The following is a 15,720-nucleotide window of genomic DNA, read 5'->3' as shown; positions in this document are numbered from 1 at the left end:
ATTCGTAGATTTATCACACAAAGACACCAATTAACCTTGCCAATTCTAAGGATATTCGTTATAAACTCGATACGTTTTCAATAATACCGATTGTATTTAAATTAACAAGGGAAACAAGATGCCTGCAGCGTTTCAAATCAAGGGAAGTCTATTTACGCTAAGCGTATTGCAAATCCTAAGTAAGGATCTTGATGACATTGAAAAACAAATCACGACCAAAATCAAACAGGCACCACAATTTTTTAATAATACACCGATGGTGGTTGAGCTTAATGCGTTAGCAACTGAACTGACACTCGAGTTTATAGAGAACCTAACAGCCGTGTTAAAAAAACATACCTTGCTTCCTGTTGGCTTCCGACTACTCGATAACAACTTAGCTGAAATACTTCAAACAAAAGGTTTTCCTATTTTCAAAGAAGGTAAAAATATGCCTGCTCCTGTGACTCCAGCCAATAAGGTTTCGACCTCACAGCATAAGATTATCGAGACCCGTGTGCGCTCAGGACAGCAGGTTATTTCACAACAGGGAGATCTTATTGTGCTATCTTCTGTAAGCTCTGGCGCTGAACTTTTAGCCAGTGGTAACATCCATGTCTATGGCACCTTAAGAGGACGCGCAATTGCGGGTCTTGATGGTGACACCAATGCTCGAATTTTTTGTCATAAACTCGAAGCAGATCTTGTATCAATTGCAGGCCAATATAAGATATTTGAAGAACCAGTACAGGCGCTTGGAAATGACAATAACGGCTATCAAATTCAGCTAAAAGACGGTACAATCATGATCGGCTTAATCTGATCAAGCTTAAAACACGCTCCACTTAGAACAATAACCATTGAATCAAGGACTAAACACCGTGAGTAAAGATTCTAAACAAACTAACTCAAATCCAAAACCACGTGCAACGACCGTGGTCATTACCTCTGGTAAAGGAGGAGTCGGGAAAACTACCACAAGCGCCGCAATTTCATTAGCTTTAGCCATGAAAGGTTTCAAGACAGTTGTCATCGACTTTGATGTCGGTCTTAGAAATCTTGATCTTGTCATGGGCTGTGAACGCCGCGTTGTTTATGATCTTATCAGTTTGATCAATAAAGAATCCAACATTAACCAGACGCTGATTAAAGACAAACGTTCAGAAAATCTCTATATTCTTCCTGCCTCACAAACCCGTGACAAAGACGCACTAACTGAATCAGGTCTAGAGGAAATCATGGCAGAGTTGCAGCAAAAATTTGATTACATTATCTGTGACTCCCCAGCAGGGATTGAAAAAGGAGCCTTAATGGCGATGCACCATGCTGATAAAGCCATTGTTGTCACCAACCCCGAAGTCTCCTCGGTAAGAGATTCTGATCGTATTATTGGCGTGCTGGCAAGTAAGACCAAAAAAGCCAAAGAAAAAGGTGAGTCTGTGGAGGCAAAACTCCTGATCACACGCTATGATCCACATCGCGTAAGCCAGGGAGAAATGCTGTCTTTAGATGATGTCAAAGATGTATTGTCAATTCCACTTTTAGGTGTTATCCCAGAATCAAAGACTGTCCTTCAAGCATCAAACTCTGGCACACCCGTTACTGCTTATCAGGACACTGAGGCCAGTCAGGCTTATATCGATGCCATTGATCGCTTTTTAGGTCACGACAGACCACTTCGCTTTATCAGCGCAGAAAAACCAAGCTTTCTAAAACGCTTATTTGGAGGGAAATAACATGGGATTGTTTGATTACTTCAAAGCAAAACGACCAGAGAAAAATAGTGCACATATTGCTAGAGAGCGCTTACAAATCATTGTTGCCCATCAGCGTAGTGAACTCAATCATGATAACCCAAAATCTGAGTTCATCAAGAAACTACAGGGGGAAATTGTGGCAGTATTAAAGAAATATGTTCACATAGCACCTGAGGACATTAAAATTGAGCTTGACGATCATGGTGATTGCTCCGTGCTTGAACTTAATGTCACCATTCCCGAAGAAAATAAACATTTAACCAAACAGATGAATGCCTGATGTCTGAACAAATTTCTGCTGCCAACTTTAAAAATGTCTCGTTTTACCGCGGCTCAAAATGCATTTATAGCAATTTAAACTGTACAATTCCCAAGGGTAAAATAACGGCAATACTTGGACCTTCTGGCACGGGGAAAACAACGCTTTTACACCTTATTGGCAAATTAATCAAAGCCAATAGCGGTCAGATTAAAGTGCTCAATCAAGATCTTACCGCGTTAAATAAAAAAGCGCTCTTGGCATTACGCAAAAAGATGGGCGTTTTATTCCAATCAGGTGCGCTTTTCACCCAGCTATCTGTTTTTGACAATGTTGCCTTCCCACTAAGGCAGAATAGTAAACTCAGTGAGCCTCTCATTCATAACCTGGTGCTGATGAAGTTACAAGCAGTTGGCTTACGCGGGACAACTCAAATGATGCCAAGCGAATTATCAGGAGGCATGGCAAGACGTGTAGCTCTTGCGCGCGCGATGGCACTTGACCCTGAACTTATGCTTTATGACGAGCCTTTCACTGGTCAGGATCCTATTTCCTTAAAAGTCATTTTGACTTTAATCAAAAAACTCAATGACGCACTCCATATGACTTCTGTCATTGTCTCCCACGATATTGCCGAAGTGATGGGCATTGCTGATCATGTGATTATCATTGCCAATCAACAAGCGATAATTGAAGGGTCTCCCAAAGAGATCAAAAACAGCCAGGATCCATTTGTAGCACAGTTTTTATCTGGCTCTGTTAATGGTCCTGTTGCCTTTGATTATCCCGCGCCTGATTTTGTCACTTCGTTGAAATAAGGAAAAACGTATGCTCAATCCGCTACAACTGCTTGGTCGGTTCACTTTAAATGCCCTAACTAATCTGGGGCAATCCATCTTGCTGGCACTGGAGATTATTTTTGGTCGAAGCAGCACTCGGGGAATCATTGATCAAACCTATCATGTTGGCATTAATTCCGTCTTGATTATCCTTGTTTCAGGTCTATTTATTGGCTTTGTATTATCCCTTCAGGGTTTTTACACCTTAGCCAAATTCAGTGCCGAATCGGCACTTGGTCCCATGGTTGCATTAAGTATTATTCGCGAGCTAGGTCCTGTGGTCACTGCCTTGTTGTTTGCAGGACGCGCAGGAAGTGCCTTGACCTCTGAAGTCGGTCTTATGAAAGCAACTGAGCAACTTGCCAGCTTAAATATGATGGGCGTAGATCCCGTGCGCTTTATCCTGGCACCTCGCTTTTGGGCGTGCGTTTTAAGCGTCCCTATTCTTAATTTAATTTTCTGCACTATCTCTATTTGGGGAGGTTATCTCATTGGAGTGAAGCTCCTGGGGCTTTTTGGTGGCACATTTTGGGGAAATATGCAGGCTTCCGTGTTGTTTTATGATGATGTACTCAACGGGGTACTCAAAAGTCTGGTCTTTGGTATTGCGATTGCTGTCATCTCACTTTATCAAGGCTATAGCTGTCACGCCAACTCTGCTGGTATCGCAGAGGCGACCACCAAAACGGTGGTCTATTCCTCTTTAGTAATTTTAGGTCTGGATTTTCTCATGACCGCGTTAATGTTCAAAGGAGTCTAAATAAACCATGTACAAAAAATCTTATGAGCTACTCGTGGGCATGTTTGTCCTAGCGGGTATTATTGCACTTATTTTTATGGCACTGAAAGTCAGCGGATTATCGCTCTCTGGGCTTAGCAATAATAGCTATCAGGTTAATGCACAGTTTCAAAATATTGGCAGCCTGCGTCCAGGTGCGGCAGTTCGCATTGCTGGGGTTGAAATTGGAAAGGTCGAATCGATCTCACTAAACCAAAGCTATAATGGTTTTATTGCGAATGCGCTTATTAATATTGACAAAAAATATGACAAGATTCCTAGCAGCTATGGTGCTGCAATTGATACCAGTGGTATTTTAGGGGATAGTTTTATCGCCCTGCACCCTTCTAATATTGATCTTCCTGACTTATATGACAGTAAATATTTACACAATGGCAGCACAATTGAGTTGTCGAATACCTCTTCAGCGATTAACCTTAATTCACTGATTAACACCTTTGTTTCTGGATCTGGAGATAAGAAATGATGTCAAAAGAAAAGGTATTCGGTCTTTTAAATGGCATTTTTTTAATCAGCGTGGTTCAATTAAGCTTTGCCAGTGAGTCTATTTCAACAAGCGATCATTCCCAATCTCAAGCAGCCAAGCCCTCAGAAATCAAGTCAATACAGAGCAATACCGACAAGCAGATCGATTTGTCTGATCCAGTACAATTATTACAAAATTCCATCGTTGATACACAAAAAACACTTATTCAAAACAAAGATCAGTTAAAGAAGGATCCACGGACTCTCGTTCAGCTGATTGATACGAGAGTTATGCCACTTTTGGCCAGTGATATTATTGCCCAGCTTTTAGTTGGTAAAACTCGGTGGCAAACGGCAACTGAGGCTGAGCAGCAAAAGTTTATCACTGAAATCACACAAATGCTTGCTTATTCCTATATTGAAAATATTGCCCAAGCAGGAAACTATGCTATTCAAATTTTCCCCTTTAGTAATGACTCCTGGAAAGAACAACGACTTGTGGTTGTCACCGGAAAGATTACCAATCTGCAAAATAACTCAGCCTCTGATATGAGCATAAAAATGCTTAAAACTAGCGTTAGAAAATCATCGCTTAACACCAACCCACAATGGAAAATTTATGATTTATCGGTTGCTGGGGTTAGCATATTGGATAATTTCAAAGCACAATTTCAAGACTACAAAACCCTTAAAGACATCAACCTTGCCATCGAAAAGAAAAACCATGAGCTTATCAGTAAAAAATCCCAATAACTGGCGTTTAAGTGGTGATTTAACATTTGCCACAGTGATGCGTGTTGACGCGCAGCTAAAGACTGCGCTAAAAGAAAATGCGCCGATAGAGTGGTTGTCTATTGATCTTTCGAACCTTGAGCAAATTGATAGCGCTGGAATTTCACTTCTGCTGAATACCATTCATCATTGCAAACTGCATAATATCAAACTGCAGCTTGTGCAATTAAACTCAGAAAACGCTCATCAGCTCCTTATAATTCACGGTTTGGGGGATATATTTTCTGATTTTTTAGCTACTGAAATCAACTAACACGAGAAATGTAATATGAATACGACTGAGCTCAAAACGATCATTGAAAATAAACTTGGCAGCAACACCATCGCAATGATTGCAAGTGATGATAATATCCACTTTGATGCGATTATCATTAGTGATTTATTCAATGGGATCTTAAGCAAAGTCAAACAGCAACAAATAGTTTATGCGGTCATCAATGACTATATTGCTTCTGGCGAGCTTCATGCGATTGCGATGAAAACCCACACCCCAGAACAGTGGGCTCAGTTGAGTGTTAGTAAGCAATAAAATCGGCTTTAACAACATCTTTACCCATGATGGCATATTGCGTCAAAGCCATAGAATCTGGTTTACTAAAAAAACAGGAGCAACTTAAAGATGTCGACAATCACATGGTCAATCCCAGTTATTGTAATGATGATCCTCACCATCATCAGCGTTTTTATTACTTTATTCAGTCGGATACAGGCCATACGAAAAGATAAAATCTCGCTTGATGATCTACGTTCAATGGACTTCTACAAAAAGGAGCACCCCTGGCTTGAAATCACCTCAAGGCACCTGGACAACCTGTTTCAAATGCCTGTCTTATTTTATATCTGCTTTATCATTATCCTGCTAACCCCCGCACTGATGAAAATACATTATTTTTTAGTGCTTGGCTGGCTGTTTGTAAGCTTTCGGATTATCAACTCAATCATCCACTTAAGCACGAACAATCTGAGTCTGCGCCTTTGCTCTTTTTTAGTATCAACTGCGTGTTTATTTACGATGATTTTAATGTTGCTGTTTGAACTGCTAAAACTTCATTAGCACCCTTTGATAAAAAGAAAAAGAAATTTTAATTTTCACACTTAACCTTAAAATATTGATGATGGATCGACCATGGACGATATAAAACATTATAGGTATTAAAGGATACTGCATTTAAGCTCGACTGATACAGCGTCTCATAAGCCTTTTCTGCATTAATTTCTGTCGGACCCAGCAGCTCTATATTGTACTTACGACACCACTTGCGCACGGTCGTCGTTTTAAAACCAAATTTACCAGCAACATCTTCGTAGCTTAATCCCTCGCTAGAGTAGCTTCTTAATACTTCTTCTGCCGAACGACCATACTTTTTCGATAAGATAATTTCAAAGCTTTGAGAATATTGATTTGCCATTTTTAACACTCCTTACTCCATTTAAACATTATGTCCATCTCTACCTTCCTAATCTAAACCTTAGTCAGCTTTATGACCAGGATCCGATACTTTGTAATTTACACTTTCGCCTATTGATAACCAAAGCCGAGGCATTCGTCAAGCAATTCAGGCTAAACAATAGATTATCCCTTTACTTTTGCTTAATAAACAAGCAGCCCCGTAAACCCCTGCTTTCTGGTTCATTTTCATTTTCAAAATAAGCATCAAATACTCGTTGCGCAATGTAATCATGAGCTATTAACTTTTGCCTAAAGTCATTCATGCTTGTTTCACCTTTTTGTGCCGCATCGCAATACATTTGCCATAATGCTTTGACGGATGCACGACTTTATGATTACTTTAACTCACTTTCATCCAAAGCAAACATAAATTAAAGTTTTAACCATTTTTTTGCACAAAACAAAAACAAGCAATTGAAAACCCCCTCATAATCCTATAGAATTTCGCCACCTTCTAGGCTGAGTTTATGCAGTTTACCAGTGAATGTATCAAACTCGATGTATAACTAACCACTGGCTTAAGATATATTGGAAATAAACCATGATTGAAAATTTTAAAGACCTGTTTGAAGCTTCACTGAAAGAAACAGAAATGCGCGTTGGCAAAATCATCAAGGCGACTGTCGTTGCGATTGATCGCGAATTTGCCTGGGTTGATGCAGGTTTAAAATCAGAATCCATTGTTTCACTTGATCAATTTAAAAATAATCGAGGGGAGATTGAAGTTCAAGTAGGCGATCAAGTAGATGTTGTGCTTGATGCACTTGATAACAGCTACGGCGAAACACGTCTATCTCGCGAGAAGGCAAAACGCATCGAAGTCTGGGATGCACTTGAAAAAGCGTGCAATGATCAAGATACCGTGCTTGGTCGCATCACTAACCACGTTCGCGGTGGTTACACTGTTGAAGTTGAAGGCTTACGTGCTTTCTTACCAGGATCTTTGATAGACGTTCGCCCATTGCGTGACGTCTCTCACCTGGAAGATAAAGACATTGAGCTCAAAATTGTCAAGCTTGATACTAAACGCAACAATATCGTTGTTTCTCGGCGCGCAGTCATCGAAGCTGAGTCACAAGAAGATCGCGAAGCACTATTTGAAAAATTAAGTGAAGGTTCGGTCGTTAAAGGTGTCATTAAAAATATCACTGACTTTGGTGCGTTTGTTGACCTTGGCGGTATTGACGGTTTGTTACACATCACAGATATGTCTTGGAGCCGCATTAAGCATCCAAGTGATATGTTGGCACTGGGTGATGAAATCGACGTTAAAATCATTAAGTTTGATAATGAGAAGGGACGTATCTCTCTTGGTATCAAACAACTTGGCGAAGATCCATGGGCAAGTGTTGCTGCAGAACTTACTGTTGGCACCAAACTGATGGGTAAAATCACTAATATTACTGACTACGGCTGCTTTGTTAAACTTAAAGAAGGTATTGAAGGTCTGGTCCACACGTCTGAGATGGACTGGACAAACAAAAACGCCAACCCTCATAAGTTAGTTTCACTTGGTCAAGAAGTTGAAGTTATGGTGCTTGAAGTTGAGCCCTCACGCCATCGCATTTCTCTTGGCATGAAGCAATGTATCATCAACCCATGGCAAGCATTTGCAAATACTCATAAGCCAGGCGACAAAGTAAAAGGCAAGATTCGTTCTATCACTGATTTCGGTATTTTCATTGGTTTAGATGGTCATATTGATGGTCTTGTTCACATCTCTGATGTTTCATGGAACAAGCCTGAAGACATTGTTAAACAACTGAAAAAAGGTGAAGACATAGAAGCGGTTATGTTATCGGTTGATATCGAACGTGAACGGATTGCACTAGGCATCAAACAGCTTTCTGGCGACCCTTTCACCCAATATACTGCCACAAATGACAAAGGCGCTAAAGTGACTGGTGTCGTTACCTCTGTACAACAAAATGGGGCAACGGTTGAGTTAGCTCCAGAAGTTGAAGGGTTTATTCGTGTTGCTGATATTTCACGTGAACACGTTGAGGACGCGCGTCATGAGCTTAAAGTGGGTCAAGAAATTCATGCCCGCATCAGCAATATTGACACAAAACGCCGCAGTATCAACCTTTCAATCAAAGGCTTGGATGAGGACACTGAGAAAGCAGCTAAATCCAGCTACAAAGCCGAACAAATGGCGCCAACAACTATTGGTGACTTGATCAAAGAAAAGCTCAATAAATAAACTTGTGTACTCCGCAAGGATTCATTTGGGTTGGAATAGCAAAGGAATGCCAGGTTGCTCGTTCCCACGCTCCCGCGTGGGAATATACCTGATTGCCATGCTGTACAAGTCTCCATTGCTCGCTCGGCTTAGACAAAGTATCCGCCCAAAACAAGCAAGCTACCATCAAAAACCTTGATGAAATCAAAGGTTCTGATGGTGCTTTTTCACAAAGTGGGTGGAAAGATGGTCACCGCCTAAATTTTAGCTTCACTATCCCTCTTAAATTCTCTACCATAGCCCGATTATATGATTATATAAAACCGCTTACCCATGGAAAACATAGAAACACTTATCGATACCCATGGTTTTCTCAAAGACTATCGACAATGGTCACCTGAAATTGCGCTATTTTTTGCCAGACAGGAGCACATCGAATTAACCCAAGCGCATTGGCAGATTATCTATTTTTTACGCAAATACTATGAAGTGCATCAAAGCTCCCCTGCCATTCGACTACTGGTAAAATCACTCAAGGAGCAACATGGCAGCGACATAGGCAACAGCCTGTATCTGCAAAGCCTCTTTCCCATATCACCAGCCGTTCAGGCTGCGAAAATTGCAGGGTTACCGAAACCAAAAAGGTGTATTTAAATGGGTAAATTAGCGCAACTTAAGGCATTGGCTAAAAACGAGATTTTAGTAAAGTCCCTGGCAACGATGTTTATCCAGGGCTTAGGGCAAATGACGGCATTTGCTTCAGCAATTTTACTTGCTCACTACCTATCTGTTACCGAATATGGTCAATACATGTTTGGCGTGACGATTGCCACCATTTCTGCTGTGATTGCCACTCTCGGTGCCGATGGCATTTTGGCGCGCAGCTGGGGCTGGTCTGAAAAAAGTGGACGCTCGCGCATGATTGAAGTATTTCATCTGCATAACTGGTTTTGGCGTCGCGGCATATTATTGCTGAGCTTTGCCGCTGTACTTTGCTTTGGCTATATTTATTTATTCGATCCAAACGCAAGTTTTATTGAGGTCTTTGCATTTTTATTTGCCTTACCATTTTTTATCGCAAATCTATTGCAGTCATTTTATATTGCCAATAAAAAAGTAATTTATGCCAATTTAATTCAATTTATTATGCGGCTGATTATGTTGAGCATCATTGGGGTTTTTCTATTGATACAGATTTCAACCACCCCATTATTAGTCGCCTCAATGTTTAGTGCAATTGCCATATATATGCTGATTCTGTGGTTAAAGATCAGTGTTAAATATGGATTTAACAGCAACAAACCAGAAGGCAGTAATACCGCCTTCATGCTGTTAAAGTGGGGAAATCTCCTCTTAAGTCAAATTGATATCGTTTTACTTAAAATATTTTCCAGCAACGAAAATATCGCCTATTATGCGGTTGCCTTGCAACTGAGTGCACTTATTGTGTTTGTGCTTAATGCGGTCAGCTCCAACATCATGGCACAAGTCGCTAATGATTATAAAGTACTTGACAGGGGCGCCTTCCAGCACAAAATTACCGGCTATACGCGAATTATCTGTGCTTTATCCGCATTAGGCATGATTGCCCTTATTGCTGCTGGTTATTGGATCACCCTGCTGTATGGTCAGACCTATACGCAAGCTTATTCACTTTTTTGTATACTGATGATCGGGCAAGCCGTCAATGTTCTGTGTGGTAGTGTTTTTACCATCCTTAACATGGCAGGATTTGAGAAAACCACTTGTCGGGTTTTTTATATTGCACTCATAATTAATATTGTTCTCGGCGTTATTCTGATTCCAAACTTAAATGCTTATGGCGTCGCCATTGCTTCCGCTGTTGCAATGATTTTCTGGAACATTGTTTTAACCCATATGGTGATTAAAAAGATTGGCATTAATCCAACGATTTTTACTTTCATGCAAAAGCAATAATTGAACTTGCTCTTTTCCATTTTTCCATAGTTGGACTCTGCCGATTAGGCGTTATAGATCTGCCGATTTATCTGTTTCTCATTATTGGCAACCACTGCGGTGACGGATACATCCCCCGTGACATTGACTGCCGTTCTTACCATATCCAGAATGCGGTCAATTCCGATAATAAGCGCTATCCCCTCAACAGGTAAACCAACCTGGGTTAATACCAGAGTGAGTGTAATCAAACCAATACCTGGAACCCCTGCCGTGCCAATTGAGCTTAGTGTGGCGGTTAGGATTACGGTAAGATAGGCGCTTAGACTTAGATCAATATTGTACACATGTGCAATGAATACCGTTGCAACCCCTTGCATAATTGCCGTGCCATCCATGTTAATCGTGGCACCCAATGGAATGGTAAATCCTGCAATCTTGTTGTCAATCCCGATACTTTTTTCAGCCGTCTCAAGTGTCAACGGTAAAGTAGCATTGCTACTTGCGGTGGAAAAGGCAAACAGTTGCACAGGCAACATTTTCTTGAAAAATGTGATGGGGTTTAATTTAGCAAACACCCCAACTAAAATGCCATTGGTGACAAACAGATGAAGAAACAGCACGATCAATACCGTAGCAAAATAACCCAAAACATAGATAAATTTATCCAGATCAGTGGTGATCACAAGCCTGGCAATTAAGGCAAAAACCCCATATGGTGTTAGGGCCATGACAATACTCACCAGTGACATGATCACTTCATTTAAATCATCAAACCAATGTTTAATTCGCGCACCCGAGTCTTTGGCAAAATTGATCGCAAGACCAAATAGAAGTGCAAATACGATGATTTGCAACATATGCCCTTTTGCCAGTGAATCTACTGGATTAGCCGTAAATAAGCTTAAAATGGTTTGCATAAAGCTTTGTGCGGGTGCTGCGTTGAAGTTTAAGTTTTCGGTGGAAATATTGGCACCTTTGCCGATTTGAAATAATAAGGAAATCACAATCGCCAAAGCAATTGCAATAGCTGTGGTCAGAATATAAATAGCAATCGTTTTGCCGCCAATACGCCCAAGGCTTTTGGGATCGGCTACATTGCTGGCCCCGCAGATAATGGATACCAATACCAATGGCACCACAAGCATCTTCATCAAAGTCACAAACACCGTGCCAGCAAGGTGTAAAATGCCATCACTGATATAGGAATCAATCCAGCCAACATTGGCAAAAGGATGAAAAATTAAACCCACAATAACGCCAAGCGCCATCCCCATTAAAATGTTACGAGTAAGCTTTTTGCTTGTCATGGTTACACTCCTGTCATGTTCTTGAATACTTGCCCATTTTCACAGACGCACAAAACTACTATAGAGCAAAAGACCTGACATTCAAGAAGAGAAAACTCAGGGCAAAGCATAAATATCAAATCGACTGCTTTTTCCTATGACTTGACTACCTGGCTTTTCAATACTAAGAAATATACCCAATCGTGGGCGTTTAACGACGATTTTCTTAGGCTGCAATGCTTTTGCCCTTTCCCACAGGCTTTGATTATTATGATCATCTATCCCAACAAGTTCGTGTAAAAGCTGCATATTCTTTTTGACTTTAGCGCTTTTAGCGCGTTCAGGAAACATGGGATCAAGGTAAATGACATCATAACCTGCGGATAGCAGGTTGTCGTTGGCGGCACCTGAGTTGGCAAAATTCACCTGTATTTGATTGGCAATCGGGGCTAGTTTTGGTTCTGCAACTGCGCGCTTTAAACCATCCAGCAGTAACAAAAAAACATATGGATTGCTTTCAATAGCAGTAACTCTGTGCCCACGAGCGGCAATACAAAAGCTATCCTGTCCTAAACCTGCTGTCATATCTAAAACATACAGTGGCTGCTTGCTTTTTCCTTCGATAGCTTTGATTAGGTCAAGCCTGGCAGTATTTGCTTTAATCCGATTTTGAATATCAGCGCTATTGAAGTCAACGGCAAGTGATAAGCGGGAATGTGTATGCTTCAAGGTAAGCTGGTTATCAACATAACAAAGATAAAAGCCATTGTCAGGGATATTACTGCACACTTGGATATGACTATCTTGCGGCGGTTCTAAAGTAATTGGCTGATGAGCTTCCTTAACAAAGTGTATGGTATACATTCTATTTTTTTCTTCTAGCACGTGGATGGGTCTGATCATAAACTTGAGCTAACTGCTGGAAGTCAAGATGTGTATAGATTTGTGTGGTCGAAATATCGCTATGTCCGAGTAGGGTTTGCACGGCAACAAGATCCCTGGATGACTCCAGTAAATGACTGGCAAAAGCGTGTCTTAACATGTGCGGATGAATGTGTTTCGGTGCATGAATCTGCGCAAATTTCTCGAAGCGTTTTTGAATACTGCGCACGTGTATTGGTGCGCCTTTAAGGGTCGTAAAAATATAATCATGATCGCAATTGAGTAAACTACGGACATTCAGCCATTTGTTTAACGCCAGAATTGCTTTGCTGCCGATGGGGACAATACGCTCCTTGTTACCTTTGCCCACTACGCGCAATATTTTTTGTGAAATATCCATCTGGGCAAATCTTAATTTTGCAAGCTCATTCAGGCGTAGACCACTGCTATAAATCAATTCGAGCATTGCCAGATCGCAAATCTCTAAACTGTCGTCTGTTTGATAGTCTAAGAGGCTTTGCATTTGATCGACATCTAGGGTTTTGGGTAGCTTTTTTGCAGCCTTAGGCGCTTTAATGCCATGAGAAGGATTGCTATCTACTGCACCATTGTTGACAAAGTAACAAAAGCACGATTTAAGCGTGCTTAGTTTACGTTGGATAGACCTGGCTGAAAGACCGTGACTGTGCAGCGTTTTTAGCCACAACTTGATGTCTTTGTTACTGCTTTGCATTAGTGTTTTCTTATGTTTGGCGAGAAAGTCACAAAATTGAGATAGATCGCGTTCATATGCACTAATTGTAAGTTCAGCGTAATTACGCTCAAATTTCAGGTAGTTTATAAACAGTCCAAATTGATGATCCATCAGATTTATTATTTTTTTGTGCTTGCCGTGAGTATATACTCATGCGCGTACTAAAAAAAGCGAGTTTTCATATGGTGGAAAAAGCAATTTTGTTTATCAATGGTGAGATAGATCTTGATTTTTGTGAGCATTATATCCGACAGCATTTATCTGATCTGCCCATCTATTGCGCTGATGGGGCGTTTAATCAGCTAAAACACTCCAAGTTTCTTATGAAGCAGATCAGGCTTGTGATTGGTGACGGAGATTCAATTAAAAGTGCGGAGCTTAGAGAAGTGCCATATCAGCAAGATGAAGATCAAAACTCGACAGATTTTGAAAAGTCATTAGTCTTTCTGGCGAAAGAAGGTTATACAACGCTGTTTTTATTTGGTTTTGGCGGCAGGGAAATGGACCACTATCTTGGCAATTTATCCACGTTGTTCGCTTACCAGCAGCAGTTTGATTTTACGATCATTGATCGCCATGGTATGTCGCAAATTTTGCCAAGAAAACTGCAATTAAAAAATGTTAAAGGAAAGATGATTTCAATTGTTCCCCTTTTTGAGCTGACCTCTTTGACCCTCAAAGGATGTGCATTTGATTTAAATCAATATACATTACGTTTCGCTGAACAGGTTGGGACGCGTAATCACGCCATTGCCCAATGTGTCTCTATTGAATATGAAAAGGGTAATGGCCTGGTATTTGTCTCTCATGGAAAATATCATCGATTTGATGAGTGACTGATTAAGGTTTTGCTGAATAGTGGCGTTAAAACTTCGCATTTCCTGGCGTACGCGGAAACGGGATGACATCGCGAATGTTTGGCACGCCAGTGATATAGCCCAACAGGCGCTCAAAACCAAGACCAAAGCCGCAATGGGGTACGGTACCATAGCGACGTAGATCGCGATACCAGTATAAGCCTTCAGCATCGACCCCGGTTTCAGCGATACGCTGATCCAGTATTTCAAGGCGCTCCTCGCGCTGGCTGCCACCGATAATTTCACCGATGCCTGGCACCAGAACATCCATTGCAGCAACGGTTTTTCCATCACCATTCAAGCGCATATAAAATGCCTTAATATCTTTAGGGTAATTCATCAATACAACGGGGGACTTAAAGTGCTCTTCACATAAATAGCGCTCATGCTCAGATTGCAGATCCAAGCCCCATTCAACGGAGTATTCAAATTTTTTGCCACAGGTTTTTAAAATCTCAATTGCATCGGTGTACTCAACGCGGATAAAATTATTATTAACAACAGAGTCAAGTTTGTCTAACAGCCCTTTTTCCATAAACTGATCAAAGAATTGCAGATCATCCTGGCGTTCACTCATTACTGTTTTAATGACAGACTTCAAAAGCTTCTCAGCTAAGTCAGCATCGTCGCTTAAGCTGGCAAAAGCAAACTCAGGTTCCACCATCCAAAACTCAGCCAAATGGCGTGACGTGTTGGAGTTTTCAGCACGAAAGGTTGGACCAAAAGTGTAAACTTTTGATAAAGCCATGCAGTAAGTTTCAACATTGAGTTGCCCTGAAACCGTAAGAAAAGTTTCGCGACCAAAAAAATCCTGAGTATAATCAATTTCTCCCTTGTCATCTTTAGGCAGGTTTAATTGATCAAGTGTAGATACGCGAAAAAGCTCGCCCGCACCCTCACAATCATTAGAGGTTAAAATAGGCGTGTTCACCCAGAAGAAACCTTCAGCATGAAAGAAATTATGAATGGCATGAGCCAAGGTGTGACGCATGCGTGAAACAGCACCAATCAGATTGGTGCGAACGCGCAAATGTGCATGTTCTCGAAGGTATTCCATCGTATGGCGTTTTGGGGATACAGGATATGTTTCAGGATTATCGATCCAGCCATGAACAATAACGTTGTCCGCTTGAATTTCAACGTTTTGACCTTTGCCTTGAGACGCCACCAATGTCCCTGTAACTTCAATGGCGCAATCTTTGGTCAGACCTAAAATTTCTGATTGATAGTTGGCTAAACTGCTTTCAGCAATTGCCTGAATGGGGTCAAAGCAAGAGCCATCGTGAATAGCTAAAAAAGAAATGCCAGCCTTGGAGTCACGACGACTCCTAAGCCAACCCCTGACCGTAACCTTTTGCCCGATAAGCATGGGTGTCGTAAAAAGTGTTTTTGCGGTATGCGTTTGTACCATGGTGATTATTACCTGCTCTTTTATTTAACGTGAGTTCGACATAGTCATCTCATTCTCGCAGGCGATTATAACGAGATTTCAGGATAAG

General features: G+C 41.0%; 19 protein-coding genes. 14 read left to right on the top strand and 5 right to left on the bottom strand.

The annotated features are described in order from the left end of the window. Positions 1-118: 118 nt before the first annotated feature. The 10 genes from minC (at position 119) to CU053_RS01380 (ending at position 5,944) form a co-directional block, all read left to right on the top strand. A complete protein-coding gene (gene minC / locus CU053_RS01425; protein WP_100550602.1) occupies positions 119-802 on the top strand; it encodes a septum site-determining protein MinC in 684 nt (227 codons plus the stop codon). Positions 803-860: 58 nt separating this feature from the next. Beyond that, the gene (gene minD / locus CU053_RS01420) at positions 861-1,715 is read left to right on the top strand and encodes a septum site-determining protein MinD (protein WP_407643786.1); all 855 of its coding nucleotides are present in this window, start codon (positions 861-863) and stop codon (positions 1,713-1,715) included. 1 nt (position 1,716) lies between these two features. Further along, positions 1,717-2,016, top strand: a complete 300-nt coding sequence (gene minE / locus CU053_RS01415; RefSeq protein ID WP_100550603.1) for a cell division topological specificity factor MinE — start codon at positions 1,717-1,719, stop codon at positions 2,014-2,016. Between the two features lie 11 nt (positions 2,017-2,027). Beyond that, a complete protein-coding gene (locus tag CU053_RS01410) occupies positions 2,028-2,813 on the top strand; it encodes an ABC transporter ATP-binding protein (RefSeq protein WP_199244173.1) in 786 nt (261 codons plus the stop codon). 10 nt (positions 2,814-2,823) lie between these two features. Continuing rightward, positions 2,824-3,594 (top strand): lipid asymmetry maintenance ABC transporter permease subunit MlaE, encoded by a 771-nt coding sequence (gene mlaE / locus CU053_RS01405; RefSeq protein WP_100550605.1) that lies wholly within the window; start codon positions 2,824-2,826, stop codon positions 3,592-3,594. A 7-nt stretch (positions 3,595-3,601) separates the two neighbouring features. Further along, positions 3,602-4,099, top strand: coding sequence for an outer membrane lipid asymmetry maintenance protein MlaD (gene mlaD, locus CU053_RS01400; RefSeq protein WP_100550606.1), 498 nt, complete (start codon positions 3,602-3,604; stop codon positions 4,097-4,099). Continuing rightward, a complete protein-coding gene (locus CU053_RS01395; RefSeq protein WP_100550607.1) occupies positions 4,096-4,851 on the top strand; it encodes an MlaC/ttg2D family ABC transporter substrate-binding protein in 756 nt (251 codons plus the stop codon). Before mlaD ends, CU053_RS01395 begins: the two co-directional genes overlap by 4 nt. Beyond that, positions 4,823-5,143: an STAS domain-containing protein gene (locus CU053_RS01390; RefSeq protein WP_158106914.1), complete on the top strand. Its 321-nt coding sequence runs from the start codon at positions 4,823-4,825 to the stop codon at positions 5,141-5,143. Before CU053_RS01395 ends, CU053_RS01390 begins: the two co-directional genes overlap by 29 nt. Before the next feature lie 15 nt (positions 5,144-5,158). Continuing rightward, positions 5,159-5,419 carry a BolA family protein gene (locus CU053_RS01385; RefSeq protein ID WP_100550609.1) on the top strand — a complete coding sequence of 87 codons (261 nt, stop codon included), beginning with the start codon at positions 5,159-5,161 and terminating at the stop codon, positions 5,417-5,419. Between the two features lie 90 nt (positions 5,420-5,509). Continuing rightward, complete coding sequence (locus CU053_RS01380; RefSeq protein ID WP_100550610.1) at positions 5,510-5,944, top strand: MAPEG family protein; 435 nt, start codon at positions 5,510-5,512, stop codon at positions 5,942-5,944. Between the two features lie 28 nt (positions 5,945-5,972). Here the strand turns inward: CU053_RS01380 and CU053_RS01375 are convergent, their stop codons facing one another. Further along, a complete protein-coding gene (locus tag CU053_RS01375; protein WP_100550611.1) occupies positions 5,973-6,299 on the bottom strand; it encodes a helix-turn-helix domain-containing protein in 327 nt (108 codons plus the stop codon). A 582-nt stretch (positions 6,300-6,881) separates the two neighbouring features. Here CU053_RS01375 and rpsA point away from each other — a divergent pair. From rpsA to CU053_RS01360, 3 genes are all read left to right on the top strand, one after another. Then, the gene (gene rpsA, locus CU053_RS01370; protein WP_100550612.1) at positions 6,882-8,543 is read left to right on the top strand and encodes a 30S ribosomal protein S1; all 1,662 of its coding nucleotides are present in this window, start codon (positions 6,882-6,884) and stop codon (positions 8,541-8,543) included. Between the two features lie 312 nt (positions 8,544-8,855). Then, entirely contained in the window at positions 8,856-9,176 is a 321-nt protein-coding gene (locus CU053_RS01365) for a TusE/DsrC/DsvC family sulfur relay protein (RefSeq protein WP_100550613.1), read from the top strand. Beyond that, a complete protein-coding gene (locus CU053_RS01360; protein ID WP_233263304.1) occupies positions 9,177-10,460 on the top strand; it encodes an MATE family efflux transporter in 1,284 nt (427 codons plus the stop codon). A 44-nt stretch (positions 10,461-10,504) separates the two neighbouring features. On the opposite strand, the gene CU053_RS01355 is transcribed toward CU053_RS01360, so the two are convergent. The 3 genes from CU053_RS01355 to CU053_RS01345 all read right to left on the bottom strand — a co-directional run bounded on the left by CU053_RS01355 (position 10,505) and on the right by CU053_RS01345 (position 13,475). After that, complete coding sequence (locus CU053_RS01355; RefSeq protein WP_100550614.1) at positions 10,505-11,749, bottom strand: dicarboxylate/amino acid:cation symporter; 1,245 nt, start codon at positions 11,747-11,749, stop codon at positions 10,505-10,507. A 96-nt stretch (positions 11,750-11,845) separates the two neighbouring features. Next, complete coding sequence (locus CU053_RS01350; protein WP_158106913.1) at positions 11,846-12,592, bottom strand: class I SAM-dependent methyltransferase; 747 nt, start codon at positions 12,590-12,592, stop codon at positions 11,846-11,848. A gap of 1 nt (position 12,593) precedes the next feature. Then, positions 12,594-13,475, bottom strand: coding sequence for a tyrosine recombinase (locus CU053_RS01345; protein WP_100550616.1), 882 nt, complete (start codon positions 13,473-13,475; stop codon positions 12,594-12,596). A gap of 41 nt (positions 13,476-13,516) precedes the next feature. Here CU053_RS01345 and CU053_RS01340 point away from each other — a divergent pair, with 41 nt between their 5' ends. After that, complete coding sequence (locus CU053_RS01340; RefSeq protein ID WP_100550617.1) at positions 13,517-14,200, top strand: thiamine diphosphokinase; 684 nt, start codon at positions 13,517-13,519, stop codon at positions 14,198-14,200. Between the two features lie 28 nt (positions 14,201-14,228). Here the strand turns inward: CU053_RS01340 and asnS are convergent, their stop codons facing one another. After that, positions 14,229-15,632, bottom strand: a complete 1,404-nt coding sequence (gene asnS / locus CU053_RS01335; protein WP_100550618.1) for an asparagine--tRNA ligase — start codon at positions 15,630-15,632, stop codon at positions 14,229-14,231. Between the last annotated feature and the right edge of the window lie 88 nt (positions 15,633-15,720).

This window comes from Caedibacter taeniospiralis, from assembly GCF_002803295.2.
Taxonomy (GTDB): Bacteria; Pseudomonadota; Gammaproteobacteria; order Francisellales; family Francisellaceae; genus Caedibacter; species Caedibacter taeniospiralis.
This window is presented reverse-complemented; position numbering and strand designations above follow the sequence as displayed.

What these genes read in the sequence shown, in the direction of transcription:
- minC (WP_100550602.1), top strand. Translation starts at nt 119, where the DNA reads ATGCCTGCAGCGTTTCAAATCAAGGGAAGTCTATTTACGCTAAGCGTA.
- minE (WP_100550603.1), top strand. Translation starts at nt 1,717, where the DNA reads ATGGGATTGTTTGATTACTTCAAAGCAAAACGACCAGAGAAAAATAGT.
- mlaE (WP_100550605.1), top strand. Translation starts at nt 2,824, where the DNA reads ATGCTCAATCCGCTACAACTGCTTGGTCGGTTCACTTTAAATGCCCTA.
- mlaD (WP_100550606.1), top strand. Translation starts at nt 3,602, where the DNA reads ATGTACAAAAAATCTTATGAGCTACTCGTGGGCATGTTTGTCCTAGCG.
- CU053_RS01395 (WP_100550607.1), top strand. Translation starts at nt 4,096, where the DNA reads ATGATGTCAAAAGAAAAGGTATTCGGTCTTTTAAATGGCATTTTTTTA.
- CU053_RS01390 (WP_158106914.1), top strand. Translation starts at nt 4,823, where the DNA reads ATGAGCTTATCAGTAAAAAATCCCAATAACTGGCGTTTAAGTGGTGAT.
- CU053_RS01385 (WP_100550609.1), top strand. Translation starts at nt 5,159, where the DNA reads ATGAATACGACTGAGCTCAAAACGATCATTGAAAATAAACTTGGCAGC.
- CU053_RS01380 (WP_100550610.1), top strand. Translation starts at nt 5,510, where the DNA reads ATGTCGACAATCACATGGTCAATCCCAGTTATTGTAATGATGATCCTC.
- CU053_RS01375 (WP_100550611.1), bottom strand. Translation starts at nt 6,299, where the DNA reads ATGGCAAATCAATATTCTCAAAGCTTTGAAATTATCTTATCGAAAAAG.
- rpsA (WP_100550612.1), top strand. Translation starts at nt 6,882, where the DNA reads ATGATTGAAAATTTTAAAGACCTGTTTGAAGCTTCACTGAAAGAAACA.
- CU053_RS01365 (WP_100550613.1), top strand. Translation starts at nt 8,856, where the DNA reads ATGGAAAACATAGAAACACTTATCGATACCCATGGTTTTCTCAAAGAC.
- CU053_RS01360 (WP_233263304.1), top strand. Translation starts at nt 9,177, where the DNA reads ATGGGTAAATTAGCGCAACTTAAGGCATTGGCTAAAAACGAGATTTTA.
- CU053_RS01355 (WP_100550614.1), bottom strand. Translation starts at nt 11,749, where the DNA reads ATGACAAGCAAAAAGCTTACTCGTAACATTTTAATGGGGATGGCGCTT.
- CU053_RS01350 (WP_158106913.1), bottom strand. Translation starts at nt 12,592, where the DNA reads ATGTATACCATACACTTTGTTAAGGAAGCTCATCAGCCAATTACTTTA.
- CU053_RS01345 (WP_100550616.1), bottom strand. Translation starts at nt 13,475, where the DNA reads ATGGATCATCAATTTGGACTGTTTATAAACTACCTGAAATTTGAGCGT.
- CU053_RS01340 (WP_100550617.1), top strand. Translation starts at nt 13,517, where the DNA reads ATGCGCGTACTAAAAAAAGCGAGTTTTCATATGGTGGAAAAAGCAATT.
- asnS (WP_100550618.1), bottom strand. Translation starts at nt 15,632, where the DNA reads ATGGTACAAACGCATACCGCAAAAACACTTTTTACGACACCCATGCTT.